Here is a 13,965-nt window from a genome sequence, read left to right on the forward strand (position 1 = left end):
GAGTTATCGAGAACGGGTTGCTTTTCAGGCTTCTGTGGTGAGGCGTTGGCGGCCTGATCTGGGACGTGCGGAAACCTCTTGCCAGCTCTTAATGCCGACCCTTCATGCGCCAGACATCCATGTCGTCGTTCCCGCGCAGGCGGGAACCCAGTGTCTTGAACCGTCGCTGGATTCCCGCCTTCGCGGGAATGACGAGTTATCGAGAACGGGTTGCTTTTCAGGCTTCTGTGGTGAGGCGTTGGCGGCCTGATCTGGGACGTGCGGAAACCTCTTGCCAGTACTTGATGCCGACCCTTCAGGCGCCAGACGTCCATGTCGTCGTTCCCGCGAAGGCGGGAACCCAGTGTCTTGACCGTCGCTGGATTCCCGCCTTCGCGGGAATGACGAGTTATCGAGAACGGGTTGCCTTTCAGGCTTCTGCAGCGAGATCGAGCGGGCGCTGCACGTTGAGGCGGAAGCGTCCGCGACCGGTTTTCTCGATGGCGATGTCGGGGCAGCGCTCGCGCAGGCGGCGGGCGAGCAGTACGAGGCGGGCTTCGAGGTTGTCGTCGATGTCGGGAAGGCGCAGGGCGGGGTCGAGGCGCAGTTCGCGGTTGGTGAAGTCGGCGCGGCCGCTGCGGGTGTATTCGCCGAGCAGCTTCCACAGCACGGCGCCGGCAACGCCCTTGATGAGGTAGTCGTCGTTGGCGAAGACGCAATCGCCATCGGGGTAGTAGCGCAGGCGCAGGGCGCCGGCTTCAGCGGGGGGCCTGGTCGTGGGCGCGGGGCTGGCGGCGTCAAGAGCGTCGCTGCTGTCTTCGTCGCAGGTCTGCATGCCTTGCAGCAGCGCGCCGAGCTGGTGGCTGAGCACGACGAGGGCGTCTTCGTCGAGGTGGTTGAAGCGCATGTCGGCCAGGCTGTCGGCATACAGCACGCCGAGCAGCTGCGTGCCGCAGAGCACGGGCACGGCGACCTGGCTGTGCGGTTCGGCCAGACCGGGAAAGGGCACTTCGGCCGGCGGGTGGTGCGCGGTGTCGGCGGCAGATTCGTGAATGGCGCGCGTGTAGCGGTATTCGCTGGTCATGAAGCCGATGCGGATCGGCTCGCGCTCGGCCGCTGCAACGCCGATGACGCCGATGCCAAGGGCTACCTCGCTGCCGATGCCGGTGGCGTCGTAGCCCCGGCTGGCGACGGTGGCGAGCACGTTGCGGGCGGGGTCAAACAGCAGCAGCATGCTGTGCGGCATGTCGAGCTGTTCGGCCAGCACGCGCAGGGTGGTGTCGAAGAGTTCGTCGAGGTCGCGGCAGCTGGCGAGCTGATCGCTTGCCACGCGCAGCGGGCTGAGCAGGTTGCCGCGCGGTGGCATGGGCGGCAGGCTGTCGCAGTCGACCGTCTCGACGGCGAGCACGCGGTAAACGTCGGCGCCCTGCAGGTGAAAGATGCCTTGCATGCCGGTTTGCGAGGCGATGCCGGCGAGGCGGGCCTTCATGCGTTCGAAGAGCTTGCCGCTGGTGCGCGTTTCGGTGAACTGCAGGCTCAGGCGGTAGCTGGCGCCGGTGTCGGCGTTGGTGACGTAGGCCGTCGCGAAGGGGTGCGCGAGGATGTTGGCGCGCGTCTTGTTGAAGAACTGGAAGCTCAGCGCGACGTGCTCGGCGTCGACGTATTCCATTTGCGACACGTAGCTGATGTTGGGTGTGCCGTCCGGGGCGCAGGTGGCGAGAATGGGGGGGATGGAACCCTCCATGCACTGGCGCAGGGTGTCGAGGTCGAGCTTCATGCGAGGCGGGCTCCGGCGGTCTGGCCGGGTGTCTGGCTGAAGACTTCGTGCGGGGTGAAGCTGATGGCGACGCGGTCGCCGATGCGCGTGTCCATGACGGTACTCAGCAGCTCTTCGCTGAAGCCGAGCGGCATGACCTCGGCAACGAAGGCCTTGAGGTGGGCGTCGCAGCTGGCATGGTCGAAGGGACGCAGCGGCACCACGGCGGCGTCCTTGCCCTTGAGCTGGTAGGTGCGGTGCGTGGTCGGTTCGGTGATGGCCAGCGCGATCTGCCCGCAGGCGGTGATGTCGGCGATAAGGGCGGCGGACTGGCGCTGGCTGACGATCAGGGTGACGCGGCGGCGGTCGGGCGAAATGTGGCAGCCATAGGCGCGCGCCATCGAGGGCTGCAGGTTGGCGTCGCGCGAGGCGACGGCGAGCGAGACGCCTTTATGAACGAAGGCGGCAAGCTCGTCGGAGATGAGCGGGGCGGCGGACATGGGATGGATGGAATTGCGGTGACACTGGCAGCAGGGCTGGCCGCCATTAAACCGCAATTGCCCTGCCTTGTCGTCGGCCCGGCTGGGCAAGTCGGGGGGGGCAGGGGGCCGCAGTTGCTCGAACCCGGCGGCGGGAGCAGGCTGCTTGAACGGATGGCCTTGCCAGTACTGTTCATGCATAACGCATGGCGGGTGACGGCGCGCGGTCTGAACGGATGTTCTGATTGAGGTGCGCGAACAGACAGGGCGGCATCGTGTCTCGCGGTGTGGGCACGGCGGGGGCGTGGACGACAACGTGGCATGCTGGCAAAGTGCCGGGTCGGTTGCCAGCATGCGCTGCTGACCGCTCTGACCAAGGAGGACGCACGTCGTGCAATCCCGTTTCGGCTCCATAGCCCTGATCGTGATCGGGCTGTTTTTCCTGCTGCACAACCTGGACATCCTGAGCTTCCGCTACCTTGGCGAGATCTTGCGTACCTGGTGGCCGGCGATCCTCATCGTGGTGGGCGCCCTGGGCTTGATGGGCAAGCGCAAGTGAATCTGAAGGGCGCCGGCTTGCTTGCAGTGCTGGCCATGCTGACCGGTTGTGCGGGTGATGGCGTCGGGCTCGGGTACTACTGGCAGGCTGTACGCGGGCAGTTCCAGTTGTGGCAGCGCACGCGGCCTGTGGCCGATGTGGCGGCAGACCAGGCGACGCCCGAGGCTTTGCGCAAGCGTCTGCAGCTGGCCATGGAAATCCGTGCGTATGCCAGCCGCGAGCTGGGCCTGCCTGACAATGACAGTTACCGCAGTTATGCGGACCTGCAGCGCAAGTCGGTGGTGTGGAACGTGTTTGCCGCGCCGCCGCTGTCGCTGCAGACGATGAGCTGGTGCTTCCCCGTGGCGGGGTGCGTGGGCTATCTGGGTTACTTTGGCGAGGCGGATGCACGCTCGCGCGCCGACGCGTTGCGCGGACAGGGCCTGGACGTGATTGTGGGGGGCGTGCCGGCGTATTCGACGCTGGGCTGGTTGTCTGATCCGCTGCTCAACACCTTCATCGATTGGCCCGAGGCGGAATTGGCGCGGCTGATCTTCCATGAGCTGGCGCATCAGAAGGTGTATGTGAAGGACGACACCGAGTTCAACGAGTCCTTCGCTTCGACGGTCGAGCTGGTGGGGGTGCGGCGCTGGTTGTCACAGCCGGGCAAGGAGGCGCAGCGGGAGACCTTCGAGCGTGGCCTGGTGATGCAGTCGGATTTCGCGACGCTGGTGCGCCAGGGGCGCGAGCGTTTTGTGGCCTTGTATGCCGAAGCGGAGACGGCGCTGGCACGGGCGGAACCGGCAGAGCGCGATGCGTTGCGGGCGCAGTTCCTGGTGCGCAAGCAGGCGCTCATCGAAACCTTGCAGGCCGAGCACCGCACGATGCGTGATACGCGCTGGAACGGTTACACGGGCTATGACGAGTGGTTCGCCGGCATCAACAATGCGCGGTTGGCGTCGGTGGGGTTCTATCAGGGCTTGGTGCCGGGCTTCGAGGCTTTGCTGAAGGCCGAGGGGGGCGACCTGGGGCGCTGGTACGCGCGGGTGGAGAAGCTGGGTGAGCGCAGCCCGACGGAGCGGCGGACTGCGCTGCAGGCGAATGTAACGCCGATTCCCTAGTTCCCCTGCAGGATGAAGCTGGTGAAGAAGACGTCGTCGATGCCGGTCTTCTCGTCGAGCTTGAGTACCTTGTTCACGCGTTCGATGATGGCGTCGGCGAGTTGGTCCTTGCCGTCCGGCGCGCGCAGCTCCTTGATGCTGAAGCCATTGATGGTCAGATGGATGTGGTGCGTGATCATCGGCTTGTAGAGGTCGAGCTCGTGCTGCGCTTCGGGTTTGGCGGCGTGCAGCACCAGGGTCACCTGCAGGATGCCGCCACCGGTGGGGGTCTCACGGGTGAAGGGGCCGACGTTCACGGTGAATTGCATCGGCGCGGGGCCAGCTGCGCCGCCACCGCCGTTTGCCAGGGCTGGCTGCGCAAGCAGGGCAGCGAGTGCGCACGCAAACGTGACAAGAATGCGGCTTGGCCTGCGAAACAGGGCGTGGCGAACGGAGTTCTGCAGGACGCCAAGTGGGGAACGAGGCTGCGAGTGAAGTTGGAAGTGAGGCTTCAAGATGGGCTCCGCGACGCAAGGAGTGGGACGGGATGAACCGGAAATGGAGCGGCCCGGGTCAGGCCATCACTTGTTATCGGCGCGAGGCGGAGTGTCTTGATGAGTGGAACGGCTTATCAACGGCTTTTCTGTTTCACAATCCGGAAGTGGGCTGAGGAGTTGCGCTCTGGCTGCCTCGGCTTGGTGCGAGGCAGCAGGCACGACGGTTCAGGATCGTGCGCCGAAGGCGTAGCGCTGCGATTGCAGGGCGGCACCGGCGCTGGTGACAGAGCTCTTGGCAGGGCCCTTGGGAGTGCTGTCGCTGGATGAGGGAGTGGTCAGCCAGCCGAGTTTGTCGCGCAGGTCCATGGCGATGCTGACGAGCTCGACGTCTTCGCACTCTTCCGCCAGATCAAGCACTTGGCCGGCATAGGTCTGCTCAGCGAAGAAGCGCTGGGTGTTCAGGGAAATGTTCTGAACCTGACGCAGACGGATCTTGAGGCGGGCGACGAGTTGAATAAGTGCGTTGTCCATGAGATGCAGTCCTGTGTAGCGGGAACCCTCTCTTAGCAATCGATATGCCCGAAGGAGCAGGTCTCGTGAAGGACTGCACGGCGTCCGTGACGGATTTTGGTTTCCGACCCGCGCCGGGCGGGTCGGAGCCATCGTCACTGAACGTTCAACTCGCCAGCGCCGTCGCGACGACCTTGGGCAGAGCCGGGGTGCTGGAGGTGGATTTGAGACCAGTGGTTTCGCGTGTTGACTGGATGTCGCCGGACAGGATGCCGCCGCTCTCGATGAAGACCTGGCCGTAACGGATCTGCCCGCGTACGCGGCCGGTGGCGTGGATGATGAGTTGCTGCCGGGCAGTGAGTTCACCTTCGAAGTCGCCGTGGATCTCGGCGATGTCGATGCCGACCTTGCCACGGAAGGCGCCGCCCTGGCTGATGCGGATGACGCGGCTGTCCATGGTGGCCTCGACGCTGCCTTCGACGATCAGGGTGTCGCAGTCCTGGATCTCGGCGCCCTTGAGTTTGACGTCAGGGCCGACGATGAGGCGACTGCCGGCTTCGTCGTCAGCAGCGCGCGGGGTAGTGCTGGCGGGCGCGACAGCTGCCTGGGCGGACTTCTGTTCGATCATGTTGCGGACTTCTTCGAGATGGGCGCGCGCACCGGGGGAGAGCGAGGTGCTGCCCGAGGTCGCGGGTGACGCCATGGCGGGCTGTGTGCCGACGCCTGCGCGATCCTGCTGATGCTTGCTGAGGATGGATTGCTGCTTCTCGAACATGAGTCTTCCTTTCCTGATTGTCCTGATGGTTCTGGCCGGAACCCGATGGCGCCCGACGAAGGTGAAATGGCAAGCGACGTGCCATGCAGGACTAAGTGCCCTGAAAACAGTTGCTTGGCGGTTTCTGCCCGGCGCGACGCAAAGCAATGTGACGGGATGAGCGTTGCTGATGCACGACACAACTTTAAGTTGTTGCATTAAACGACTGATTAAAAACAAATAACCGGTGTTGGCGTGTGACGACTATGCGCCAAAGAAGCTTGCAGATCGCTGATTGCAAACCGGTTTTTGGGGTCAGTGCGGAATGCAGATGGCCTGACTGTTGGCCTGGGCGAATGTTCGCGACGCCCCACCACAGCCTGGACCGGGCGACGAGGCAAAAAAAACGGCACGCGGAGGAGTGCGTGCCGTGGAAGCCGGGTGGTGTGTGGGCACCACGCCGAGGGAGAAATGGGTACGCGGAATGTGGGTTCCTGTACCCGTCCGCACGCAGGGGGATCAGCCAGCATGCGGACAACAAAGCAGAGTGCGGTGTGGGCAACCTCCTTGAGGAATTGAGCAGTTCAAGCGCCGTAAGCGCCGCCGGGCGAGCCGGACGTAATGCCTAACGCAATCGATGTGCCAGAAATAATGTTTTTAATTAAAACAAAGACTTGGGCTGCATTGGCGACACATTACGGCGCCCGTGGCGCAGCAAGCTGTTGCTGGTTGGCGACAGCTATGGGCGGGGGCGTGAAAAAGCCCTGTGAATACAGGGTTTGGGATGTCGCTGATTGGCGACAGGTGGGCGATGTTGCGTCAGTCGGTACGACAGGGTGCCGTGCCTGTACGACTGCAACCGGGTCCGCGATCAGCTGCTCTTGGGCAAGCCTTTGGCGGGCGGTACGACGGCTGGGGCATTGATCAGCGTGGCATCTGGATCATTATCGGCAGCAGCCTGGCTGGCATTGAGGCTGAACAGCTGTAGCTGGCGTTCACGGATTTGTCGGGACAATTGACACAGTTCGCCGTGGCCGGTTTCGACCGCGAGGTCGAGGACTTGGGCGGCGTATTCCGGCTCGGTGGCAAAGCGCAGGACATCGACCTGAAAATCAAGCTCTTGCATCAGGAACATGTTCAGCCGCGTGAGGTATTGATGGACGATGTGGTCCATGTGGATGATCCCGGGTGATGCTTTGTATGGTTGTTTCGGCGCAAGCCGCATGCCCAGTTGGATGACGCGCACCGCACAGGCTGTGATGGAAGTCACGTCTGTGCCGATGAATGGTGAAAGTGCGTCACAATGGCGCGATTTAACCGCGGAAAAGCACTCAAAACCATGGCCAATTCTGATCAGCGGAATGTTTTGCCGCAGGATTCCCTTCTGTCTGTAGTGCCGCGTGATGCGCAGCAGCAAGCTGCGCGGCTCGTTCAGGAGGCTTTTGCTGCCGCATTTCGTCTTTCGGTCGAGGCGAGTGCCGAACAGCGTCAGCCTGCTCTGCAAAAGCTGTCGGGCCATCTGCTCGCCTGGAGCAACATGGCCACCCGCGAAGAGGGTGTCGCGCGCCGCGCCTTGCTGCTGACCGGACTGGACCAGTGGGGGCTGGCTTTCAGCCAGGCCTTCGGGCCGGGCGGGCTGGACGGCCTGAGTGAGCTGGTCGGCCTGCTGCGCGACGGTATCGACATCAGCGAAGAGGCGGCCTGCCAGCGCTGGTTCGAGGAGGTACAGAGTCAGGAAGACACGGCCTTCGACTTCAAGGTGTTGCTGCGCCGTGAGCTGCACCTGGCGCTGTGGCACGCCATGGTGGCGTCGGAGGAGCGCGAGGAGGCCGACGTGGTGCTGCGCCACCTGGGCGGGATGATGCTGGCACTGGTGGAGCAGATGCCGCAGCATGGCTGGCGCTTGATCGCCGATGCGCTGGCGTCGATACAGATGCGTTGCCTATCGCAAGGCATTGCGCTGGAAGGCATCGGCCAGGAGGCGACGCAGACGCTGTTTGCGTCACTGGCTGCAGCCTTGCCCGAGGCGGAGCGCGAACGCATCATGCAGCAGTCGTCCGAGGCCGTGCGCGCCTGGCAGGCTGCACGGCGCGGGCCGCAGCACTGAGTGCGCCCCGCCGTTCCTACTCTCCCGGGAACCCATCTTTCTTGCCGTAGGGGCAGTGTGACTGCAGCCATTCCTGCAGGAAGCTGACGAAGCCGCGTACCTTTGCCGAAAGGTGACGGCGGCTGGGGTAGGCGGCGTAGATGTTGAGCAGGCCGGTGTTCCATTCCGGCAGGATCTCGACGAGGCGCCCTTCCTCTACTGCAGATTGCATGACGAAATCCGGCGCGCGGCTGATGCCGAGGCCTTGCGCGGCGAGCTCGCGCAGGGCGATGCCGTTGTTGCCGTGTGCAGGGCCGCTGACGTGAACGACTTCGGTCTGTTCATTGGGGCCCTGATATCTCCAGTTATGCGGGTCTGCGTTATAGGCGTAGGTGAGGCAGGCGTGGTGGCGCAGGTCGGCGGGGTGCTTGGGGGTGCCGCGCCGGGCGAGATAAGCCGGAGAGGCGCAGGTCATCAGGCGGGCCTTGCCGATGGGGCGTGCGACGAGGTTTTGCGTGCCGAGTTCGCCGATGCGGATGGCCATGTCCAGCCCGGCTTCGACCATGTCGACCTGGTGGTCGGATAGGGACAAGTCGATTTTCACGTCCGGGTGCATGGCGCAGAAGTCGGCGAGCGCCTGCGGCAGCTGCCAGATGCCGAAGCTGATGGGGGCGGTAAGGCGCAAGGTGCCGCGCAGGCTGGCTTGCGAGTTGCCAACCAGTTCCTCTGCTTCTTCCAGGTCGGTCAGCAGTTGCAGGCAGCGCTCGTAGTAGGCCCGGCCGTCGTCAGTGAGGCTGAGGCGCCGCGTGGTGCGGTTGAGCAGGCGTGCCTGCAGGTGGGCTTCGAGCTGTGCGACCTGGCGCGACACGGCCGAGGTGGAGATGTCGAGCCGGTCTGCCGCCGCTGCGAAGCTGCCGAGCTCAACGACTTTGCAGAAGATCTGCATGGCTTCCAGTCTGTCCATAGCGTATCAGGTATCGGGTTGATTAGAGGTCAATTGTCCCACGTGTCGGGACAATGATTTGCTTTGACTGTTCTTTATCTCTGGGTGTGTCGGGAAAACAATGCACACACTTTCCAACACCGATGGAGATTCAAATGATCGATACACGTACCGCTGAGTGGGGCGCCTTTGCACTCCGCGTTACCCTGGGCGTCATCATGATTGCGCACGCTTGCCTCAAGATTTTCGTTTTCAGCGTGCCCGGCACCGTGGCCTTCTTCAGCTCGGTCGGCTTTCCCGGCGTGCTGGCCTACCCGGTGATCGCCGCTGAACTGTTCGGCGGCATTGCGCTGGTGGTGGGGTTCAAGACTCGCCTCGCTGCCCTGGGCCTGGTGCCCGTGCTGCTTGGTGCCACGTTCGTGCATTTGCCCAATGGCTGGGTGTTCAACGCACCGAATGGCGGTTGGGAATATCCCGCATTCTTGACCATCGGTGTCATCGTGCAGGCCCTGCTCGGTAGTGGCGCGCTGGCACTGGATGCCCGTCGGCCAATGGTTAATCCCGCACTGGCTCAGGCCTGAGTTTGCCCCAGCCTTCCTGACATCACATTTTTCTGCACCCCAGTCACAGGAGAACATCATGAAACTGTATTTCGCCCCCGGCGTCTGCTCGCTGTCCCCCCATATCGCCCTGCGTGAAGCCGGGCTGCCGTTCGAACTGCAACGCGTCGACACCAAGACCAAGGAAATGCACGGTGGTGGCAACTTCCTGGAAGTGAACCCCAAGGGTTACGTGCCGGTGCTGCAACTCGATAACGGCGAGCTGCTGACCGAAGGCCCGGCCATCGTGCAGTACATCGCCGATCTCAAGCCCGAGGCGAAGATCGCCCCGGCCAATGGCACGCTTGAACGCTACCGCTTGCAGGAGTGGCTGAACTACATCACCGCCGAGCTGCATAAGGGCTTCTCGCCGCTGTTCAAGCCGAACACGCCGGACGAGTACAAGACCATTGCCCGCGAGAACCTCGTCAATCGCATCAGCTATGTGGCCGAAAAGCTGCAGGGCAAGACCTGGTTGCTTGGCGACCAGTTCAGCGTGGCCGACGGTTACCTCTTTGTCGTGCTGGGCTGGGGCAAGTTCGTAGGTGTCGATGTGGCCCAGTGGCCGGTGATCGTCGATTACCTGGCGCGCGTGGCGGCACGCCCTGCGGTGCAGGAAGCTTTGAAGGCCGAGGGCCTGCTGAAGTAATTCATAGCTCGACCCATTGGCCCCGACCGTGATGTCGGGGCCAATCCGCTTGAGGGTAAACACATGATCGACCTTTACTACTGGACCACGCCGAACGGCCACAAGATCACTCTGTTCCTCGAAGAGAGCGGATTGCCGTACCGCATCGTGCCGATCAACATCGGCCGGGGTGAGCAGTTCGCGCCGGACTTCCTGCGCATTGCCCCGAATAACCGCATTCCGGCCATCGTCGACCATGAGCCCGCAGAGGGTGATGCGCCGCTGTCGCTGTTCGAGTCGGGGGCGATCCTGCAGTATCTGGCCGAGAAGACAGGGCAGTTCCTGCCGCAGGATCTGCGTGGTCGCCACGAGACGCTGCAATGGTTGAACTGGCAAATGGGAGGGCTTGGGCCGATGGCTGGTCAGAACCACCACTTCACGCAGTACGCGCCGGAAAAGCTGCCTTACGCCATCGAGCGCTACGTCAAGGAGACGGCGCGCCTCTACGCCGTGCTCGACCGGCGTCTGGCCGACCGCCCCTTCATCGCTGGTGATGCCTACAGCATTGCCGACATGGCGAGCTATCCGTGGATAGTGCCGCACAAGCGCCAGCAGCAGGATCTCGCCGATTTCCCGAACCTGCAGCGCTGGTTCGAGGCAATCCGCCAGCGCCCCGCGACCCAACGCGCCTACGCGCTCGCCGAAACCATCAATCCGGGCACCCCCGGCCCGGATCAGCAGTCCCGCCAGCATCTGTTTGGTCAGGATGCCGCGACCGTGAAAGGCAAAGCATCATGAGTACTCCTTCAACCCTGCGCATGCCGACGCTGTTCGTCTCGCATGGTTCGCCGATGCACGCCATCCAGGCAGGCGCGGCGGGCGAAGCCTGGCAGGCTGCGGCGAATGCCGTGACGGAGGCCTACGGCAAGCCGCGAGCGATACTGATGGTGTCGGCGCACTGGGAGACCAACATCCCCATGGTCACGGGCAGCGCTGCGCCCGAGACCATCCATGACTTCGGTGGCTTCCCGGCCGAGTTGTACCGCATCCAGTACAAGGCTCCCGGTGATCCGGCGTTGGCCGAGCGCATCCAGTCCTTGCTGCGCGATGAGGGTATGTGTGCCGGCATCGAGGCGCATCGCGGTCTGGACCATGGCGCCTGGGCACCCTTGCTGCATATGTGGCCAACGGCGGATGTGCCGGTGTTGCAGCTGTCGGTGCAAAGCGCGCTGGGCGCGCGGCATCACCTTGGCATGGGGCGTGCGCTCACGGCCTTGCGTGACGAGGGCGTTTTGATCTTTGCGTCGGGGCACATGACGCACAACCTGCGCGACTTCTTCACGTCGCGTGGGCAGCCTGCAGACGCGGGTTACGCGCAGCAATTCCGCAACTGGGTCGACGAGCGCGTGCGTCAACGCAAGCTCGAAGAGCTGGTGGATTGGGATGTTGACGCACCTTACGGTTTGCGCGCGCATCCGACGCCCGAGCACTTCCTGCCGCTATTCGTCGCGCTGGGTGCGGCGGGCGAGGGCTACGCAACGACGACCTTGTTCAGTGGCATGGAAGGTAGCGTGCTGGCGATGGATGCCTATCGTTTCGATTGAAGGTCTGGACTGATCACAGGGGCGAATGGCCGAACTGCTTTCACTTTGTCTGACAGTTCCGGCCCCGCGAAGCCTCGCTTCACGGTAAGGTAGTGGTGACACAGGCGCCGATCCCCCACGCGGTGCTTCGGCCCCCGTTCTGCAGGTGACCTGTGCATCGTGAAACCCGGAAACAGGGAACTGCCATGCCGTATCGCCCGCCATTCATCGCCCCAATGCGTTTCAGAGACCCGGACGCCGCATTGGCCCAGGTCCAGTTCATCTACAACACCAGCGTCAATCATCTGCGCGAAGCGCTCGACCGCTTCGTGGCGGGTGAGGATATGCCGCCGGACGAAAAGGGGCCGGCGCGTGTGCGTGCCTGCTATCCCTTCGTACGCATCCACGCCGACTCCAAGGTCGGCAAGGCGCGCGGTGCCGACAAGCACTTGTCCTTCGGCTTTGTGGCCGGACGCGGACACTACGAGACTTCGCTGACGCGGCCCGACATTTTCGGCAACTATTACCGCGAGCAATTCCGGCTGTTGTTGCAGAACCACGATGTCGATCTGGAGATCGGCACAAGTTCTCAGCCCATTCCCATCCACTTTTCGTTCGGCGATTACGATCACATTGAAGGCAACATGACGCGCGAGCGTCGCGCGCTGATGAAGGATGTTTTCGATCTGCCCGATCTCACCGTGATGGACGATGGCATTGCCAACGGTACGCACCAGCCGCGCCCGGGCGAGGCGCAACCGCTGTCGCTGTTCACCGCGCCGCGCGTCGACTACTCGCTGCAGCGCCTGCGGCATTACACCGGCACCTCACCCGAGCACTGCCAGAACTTCGTGCTGTTCACCAACTACCAGTTCTACATCGACGAGTTCGTGAGCATGGGGCATGCCTTGATGAACGATCCGGCGAGCCCTTACATCGCATTCGTCGAGCCCGGCAACGTCGTCACGCGCAAGGTCGGCACCCCCCCGGGTGAGAACGATGCGCTGGGCAAGGCGCCGCCGCGCCTGCCGCAGATGCCCGGCTATCACCTCGTGCGTGAGGATGGCGCCGGAATCACCATGATCAATATCGGTGTGGGCCCGGCGAATGCCAAAACCATCACCGATCACGTTGCCGTGCTGCGTCCATTTGCCTGGCTGATGCTGGGGCATTGCGCTGGTCTGCGGACGACGCAGGAGCTCGGCGACTACGTGCTGGCCCACGCTTATGTGCGCGAAGACCATGTGCTCGACGAAGAGCTGCCGGTATGGGTGCCGATTCCGGCGCTGGCGGAAATCCAGCTCGCGCTGGAGGCGGCGGTCGAGGAGGTGACGGAGCTGTCAGGGGCCAAGCTCAAGCGCATCCTGCGCACCGGCACCGTGGCGACTACCGACAACCGCAACTGGGAGCTGTTGCCCGACAACACGCCGCAGCGTCGCTTCAGCCAGAGCCGCGCTGTGGCGCTGGACATGGAAAGCGCCACCATCGCCGCGAACGGTTTCCGCTTCCGCGTGCCCTACGGCACCTTGCTGTGCGTCAGTGACAAGCCGCTGCATGGCGAGATCAAGCTGCCGGGCATGGCCAACCACTTCTACCGCGAGCGTGTCGACCAGCATCTGCGCATCGGTATCCGCGCGCTGGAGATTTTGCGAGAACGCGGTCTCGACGCCCTGCACAGTCGCAAGCTGCGCAGCTTTGCGGAAGTGGCGTTTCAGTGAGGGCGTTGTAGCCTGGCAGGGCCGACTTCAGTGGGTCGGCCTGCTTTGTAGTGCGACTGAAGTCGCACCTACAGGTAGGCGGGGCGCTATTTCAGCGCGCGGCTTGGCAGGCTTCGTTCAGCGTCAGCCAGTAGGTGGCCAGCGTGCCAATGGCCTGCAGGAACTGCTCGAAATCCACTGGTTTGCGAATGTAGCTGTTGGCGCCCAGGCTGTAAGCCTCGTGGATGTCGCTGGCTTCGCGCGAAGTCGTCAGCACGATGACCGGCAGTAAGGCTGTGCGCGCATCGGCACGGATGCGGCGCAGCACTTCCAGGCCGTCCAGGCGTGGCAACTTCAGGTCCAGCAGCACGAAGGCGGGCAGGTCGGCCGGGTTGCGGCCGGCGTGTGGGCCCGTGCCAAAGATGTAATCGACCGCCTCCACGCCGTCACGGGCTACTACCACGCGGTTGGGAATACGCTGGCGGTTGAAGGCCCGCAGGGTCAGGGCTTCATCATCGGGGTTGTCTTCGACCAGCAGGATAGGGCGTTCGGTGCTCATCTGGGCTCTGTGACGGTGCGGGTGGTGAGTCGACCGATTCTAGCCCGGCAGCGCCCCGGGCCGGTCGTCGATCGCGTGTGGCGGCGTGCGGGGCCTCTGCCCGAAAGGGCAAATCGGGGGCTGAGGCAAGCGCCATCAAGGAATTCCCTAAACCATTGTCGTAGCGTGGCCGTAAAGCCTCCTTAGCTAAGGCCGCACCGGCTTGCCTGCTGATCATTGATGCGGGCTATTGATACGTAGCTTTTTCTGGGGAGAGC

The 13,965-nt window shown here is 63.5% G+C and carries 16 protein-coding genes; 8 read left to right on the forward strand and 8 right to left on the reverse strand.

Annotated elements, in window-relative coordinates:
* Positions 1-409: 409 nt before the first annotated feature.
* Together ABEA02_RS01115 and ABEA02_RS01120 are read right to left on the reverse strand one after the other, a co-directional pair.
* The gene (locus ABEA02_RS01115) at positions 410-1,756 is read right to left on the reverse strand and encodes a GAF domain-containing protein (protein WP_345530977.1); all 1,347 of its coding nucleotides are present in this window, start codon (positions 1,754-1,756) and stop codon (positions 410-412) included.
* Positions 1,753-2,235, reverse strand: a complete 483-nt coding sequence (locus ABEA02_RS01120; RefSeq protein WP_345530978.1) for a hypothetical protein — start codon at positions 2,233-2,235, stop codon at positions 1,753-1,755. Before ABEA02_RS01120 ends, ABEA02_RS01115 begins: the two co-directional genes overlap by 4 nt.
* Before the next feature lie 370 nt (positions 2,236-2,605).
* Between ABEA02_RS01120 and ABEA02_RS01125 the strand changes: the two genes are divergently transcribed.
* Together ABEA02_RS01125 and ABEA02_RS01130 are read left to right on the forward strand one after the other, a co-directional pair.
* On the forward strand, positions 2,606-2,773 hold the full coding sequence (locus ABEA02_RS01125) for a LiaI-LiaF-like domain-containing protein (protein WP_345530979.1): 168 nt from the start codon (positions 2,606-2,608) through the stop codon (positions 2,771-2,773).
* Entirely contained in the window at positions 2,770-3,873 is a 1,104-nt protein-coding gene (locus ABEA02_RS01130) for an aminopeptidase (RefSeq protein WP_345530980.1), read from the forward strand. Before ABEA02_RS01125 ends, ABEA02_RS01130 begins: the two co-directional genes overlap by 4 nt.
* On the opposite strand, the gene ABEA02_RS01135 is transcribed toward ABEA02_RS01130, so the two are convergent.
* The 4 genes from ABEA02_RS01135 to ABEA02_RS01150 all read right to left on the reverse strand — a co-directional run bounded on the left by ABEA02_RS01135 (position 3,870) and on the right by ABEA02_RS01150 (position 7,132).
* Positions 3,870-4,181 (reverse strand): flagellar basal body-associated FliL family protein, encoded by a 312-nt coding sequence (locus tag ABEA02_RS01135; RefSeq protein WP_345530981.1) that lies wholly within the window; start codon positions 4,179-4,181, stop codon positions 3,870-3,872. The genes ABEA02_RS01130 and ABEA02_RS01135 overlap by 4 nt on opposite strands.
* A 393-nt stretch (positions 4,182-4,574) precedes the next feature.
* The gene (locus tag ABEA02_RS01140) at positions 4,575-4,880 is read right to left on the reverse strand and encodes a hypothetical protein (RefSeq protein WP_345530982.1); all 306 of its coding nucleotides are present in this window, start codon (positions 4,878-4,880) and stop codon (positions 4,575-4,577) included.
* 145 nt (positions 4,881-5,025) lie between these two features.
* The gene (locus ABEA02_RS01145) at positions 5,026-5,634 is read right to left on the reverse strand and encodes a bactofilin family protein (protein ID WP_345530983.1); all 609 of its coding nucleotides are present in this window, start codon (positions 5,632-5,634) and stop codon (positions 5,026-5,028) included.
* A gap of 850 nt (positions 5,635-6,484) precedes the next feature.
* Positions 6,485-7,132, reverse strand: coding sequence for a hypothetical protein (locus ABEA02_RS01150; protein WP_345530984.1), 648 nt, complete (start codon positions 7,130-7,132; stop codon positions 6,485-6,487).
* Positions 7,133-7,150: 18 nt separating this feature from the next.
* On the opposite strand from ABEA02_RS01150, the gene ABEA02_RS01155 reads away from it, so the two are divergent.
* A complete protein-coding gene (locus ABEA02_RS01155) occupies positions 7,151-7,720 on the forward strand; it encodes a hypothetical protein (protein ID WP_345530985.1) in 570 nt (189 codons plus the stop codon).
* Between the two features lie 16 nt (positions 7,721-7,736).
* Here the strand turns inward: ABEA02_RS01155 and ABEA02_RS01160 are convergent, their stop codons facing one another.
* Entirely contained in the window at positions 7,737-8,663 is a 927-nt protein-coding gene (locus tag ABEA02_RS01160) for a LysR family transcriptional regulator (RefSeq protein WP_345530987.1), read from the reverse strand.
* 134 nt (positions 8,664-8,797) lie between these two features.
* Between ABEA02_RS01160 and ABEA02_RS01165 the strand changes: the two genes are divergently transcribed.
* From ABEA02_RS01165 to ABEA02_RS01185, 5 genes are all read left to right on the forward strand, one after another.
* Positions 8,798-9,223: a DoxX family protein gene (locus ABEA02_RS01165; protein WP_345530988.1), complete on the forward strand. Its 426-nt coding sequence runs from the start codon at positions 8,798-8,800 to the stop codon at positions 9,221-9,223.
* A gap of 58 nt (positions 9,224-9,281) precedes the next feature.
* Entirely contained in the window at positions 9,282-9,890 is a 609-nt protein-coding gene (gene gstA / locus ABEA02_RS01170; RefSeq protein ID WP_345530989.1) for a glutathione transferase GstA, read from the forward strand.
* 63 nt (positions 9,891-9,953) lie between these two features.
* Complete coding sequence (locus tag ABEA02_RS01175; RefSeq protein WP_345530990.1) at positions 9,954-10,667, forward strand: glutathione binding-like protein; 714 nt, start codon at positions 9,954-9,956, stop codon at positions 10,665-10,667.
* Positions 10,664-11,473: a DODA-type extradiol aromatic ring-opening family dioxygenase gene (locus tag ABEA02_RS01180; RefSeq protein ID WP_345530991.1), complete on the forward strand. Its 810-nt coding sequence runs from the start codon at positions 10,664-10,666 to the stop codon at positions 11,471-11,473. Before ABEA02_RS01175 ends, ABEA02_RS01180 begins: the two co-directional genes overlap by 4 nt.
* A 215-nt stretch (positions 11,474-11,688) precedes the next feature.
* Positions 11,689-13,170 carry an AMP nucleosidase gene (locus ABEA02_RS01185; RefSeq protein ID WP_345530992.1) on the forward strand — a complete coding sequence of 494 codons (1,482 nt, stop codon included), beginning with the start codon at positions 11,689-11,691 and terminating at the stop codon, positions 13,168-13,170.
* Positions 13,171-13,261: 91 nt separating this feature from the next.
* On the opposite strand, the gene ABEA02_RS01190 is transcribed toward ABEA02_RS01185, so the two are convergent.
* Positions 13,262-13,708, reverse strand: a complete 447-nt coding sequence (locus ABEA02_RS01190; protein WP_345530993.1) for a response regulator — start codon at positions 13,706-13,708, stop codon at positions 13,262-13,264.
* Between the last annotated feature and the right edge of the window lie 257 nt (positions 13,709-13,965).

Origin of the sequence: Viridibacterium curvum (assembly GCF_039544165.1) — a bacterium.
Lineage (GTDB): Bacteria > Pseudomonadota > Gammaproteobacteria > Burkholderiales > Rhodocyclaceae > Viridibacterium > Viridibacterium curvum.

Bases quoted from the DNA above. Each gene is read 5' to 3' on its own strand.
- ABEA02_RS01155 (WP_345530985.1), top strand. From the start codon at position 7,151: ATGGCCACCCGCGAAGAGGGTGTCGCGCGCCGCGCCTTGCTGCTGACC.
- ABEA02_RS01140 (WP_345530982.1), bottom strand. From the start codon at position 4,880: ATGGACAACGCACTTATTCAACTCGTCGCCCGCCTCAAGATCCGTCTG.
- ABEA02_RS01180 (WP_345530991.1), top strand. From the start codon at position 10,664: ATGAGTACTCCTTCAACCCTGCGCATGCCGACGCTGTTCGTCTCGCAT.
- ABEA02_RS01145 (WP_345530983.1), bottom strand. From the start codon at position 5,634: ATGTTCGAGAAGCAGCAATCCATCCTCAGCAAGCATCAGCAGGATCGC.
- ABEA02_RS01135 (WP_345530981.1), bottom strand. From the start codon at position 4,181: ATGCAATTCACCGTGAACGTCGGCCCCTTCACCCGTGAGACCCCCACC.
- ABEA02_RS01185 (WP_345530992.1), top strand. From the start codon at position 11,689: ATGCGTTTCAGAGACCCGGACGCCGCATTGGCCCAGGTCCAGTTCATC.
- gstA (WP_345530989.1), top strand. From the start codon at position 9,282: ATGAAACTGTATTTCGCCCCCGGCGTCTGCTCGCTGTCCCCCCATATC.
- ABEA02_RS01190 (WP_345530993.1), bottom strand. From the start codon at position 13,708: ATGAGCACCGAACGCCCTATCCTGCTGGTCGAAGACAACCCCGATGAT.
- ABEA02_RS01150 (WP_345530984.1), bottom strand. From the start codon at position 7,132: ATGGCCCGACAGCTTTTGCAGAGCAGGCTGACGCTGTTCGGCACTCGC.
- ABEA02_RS01115 (WP_345530977.1), bottom strand. From the start codon at position 1,756: ATGAAGCTCGACCTCGACACCCTGCGCCAGTGCATGGAGGGTTCCATC.
- ABEA02_RS01160 (WP_345530987.1), bottom strand. From the start codon at position 8,663: ATGGACAGACTGGAAGCCATGCAGATCTTCTGCAAAGTCGTTGAGCTC.
- ABEA02_RS01175 (WP_345530990.1), top strand. From the start codon at position 9,954: ATGATCGACCTTTACTACTGGACCACGCCGAACGGCCACAAGATCACT.
- ABEA02_RS01120 (WP_345530978.1), bottom strand. From the start codon at position 2,235: ATGTCCGCCGCCCCGCTCATCTCCGACGAGCTTGCCGCCTTCGTTCAT.
- ABEA02_RS01165 (WP_345530988.1), top strand. From the start codon at position 8,798: ATGATCGATACACGTACCGCTGAGTGGGGCGCCTTTGCACTCCGCGTT.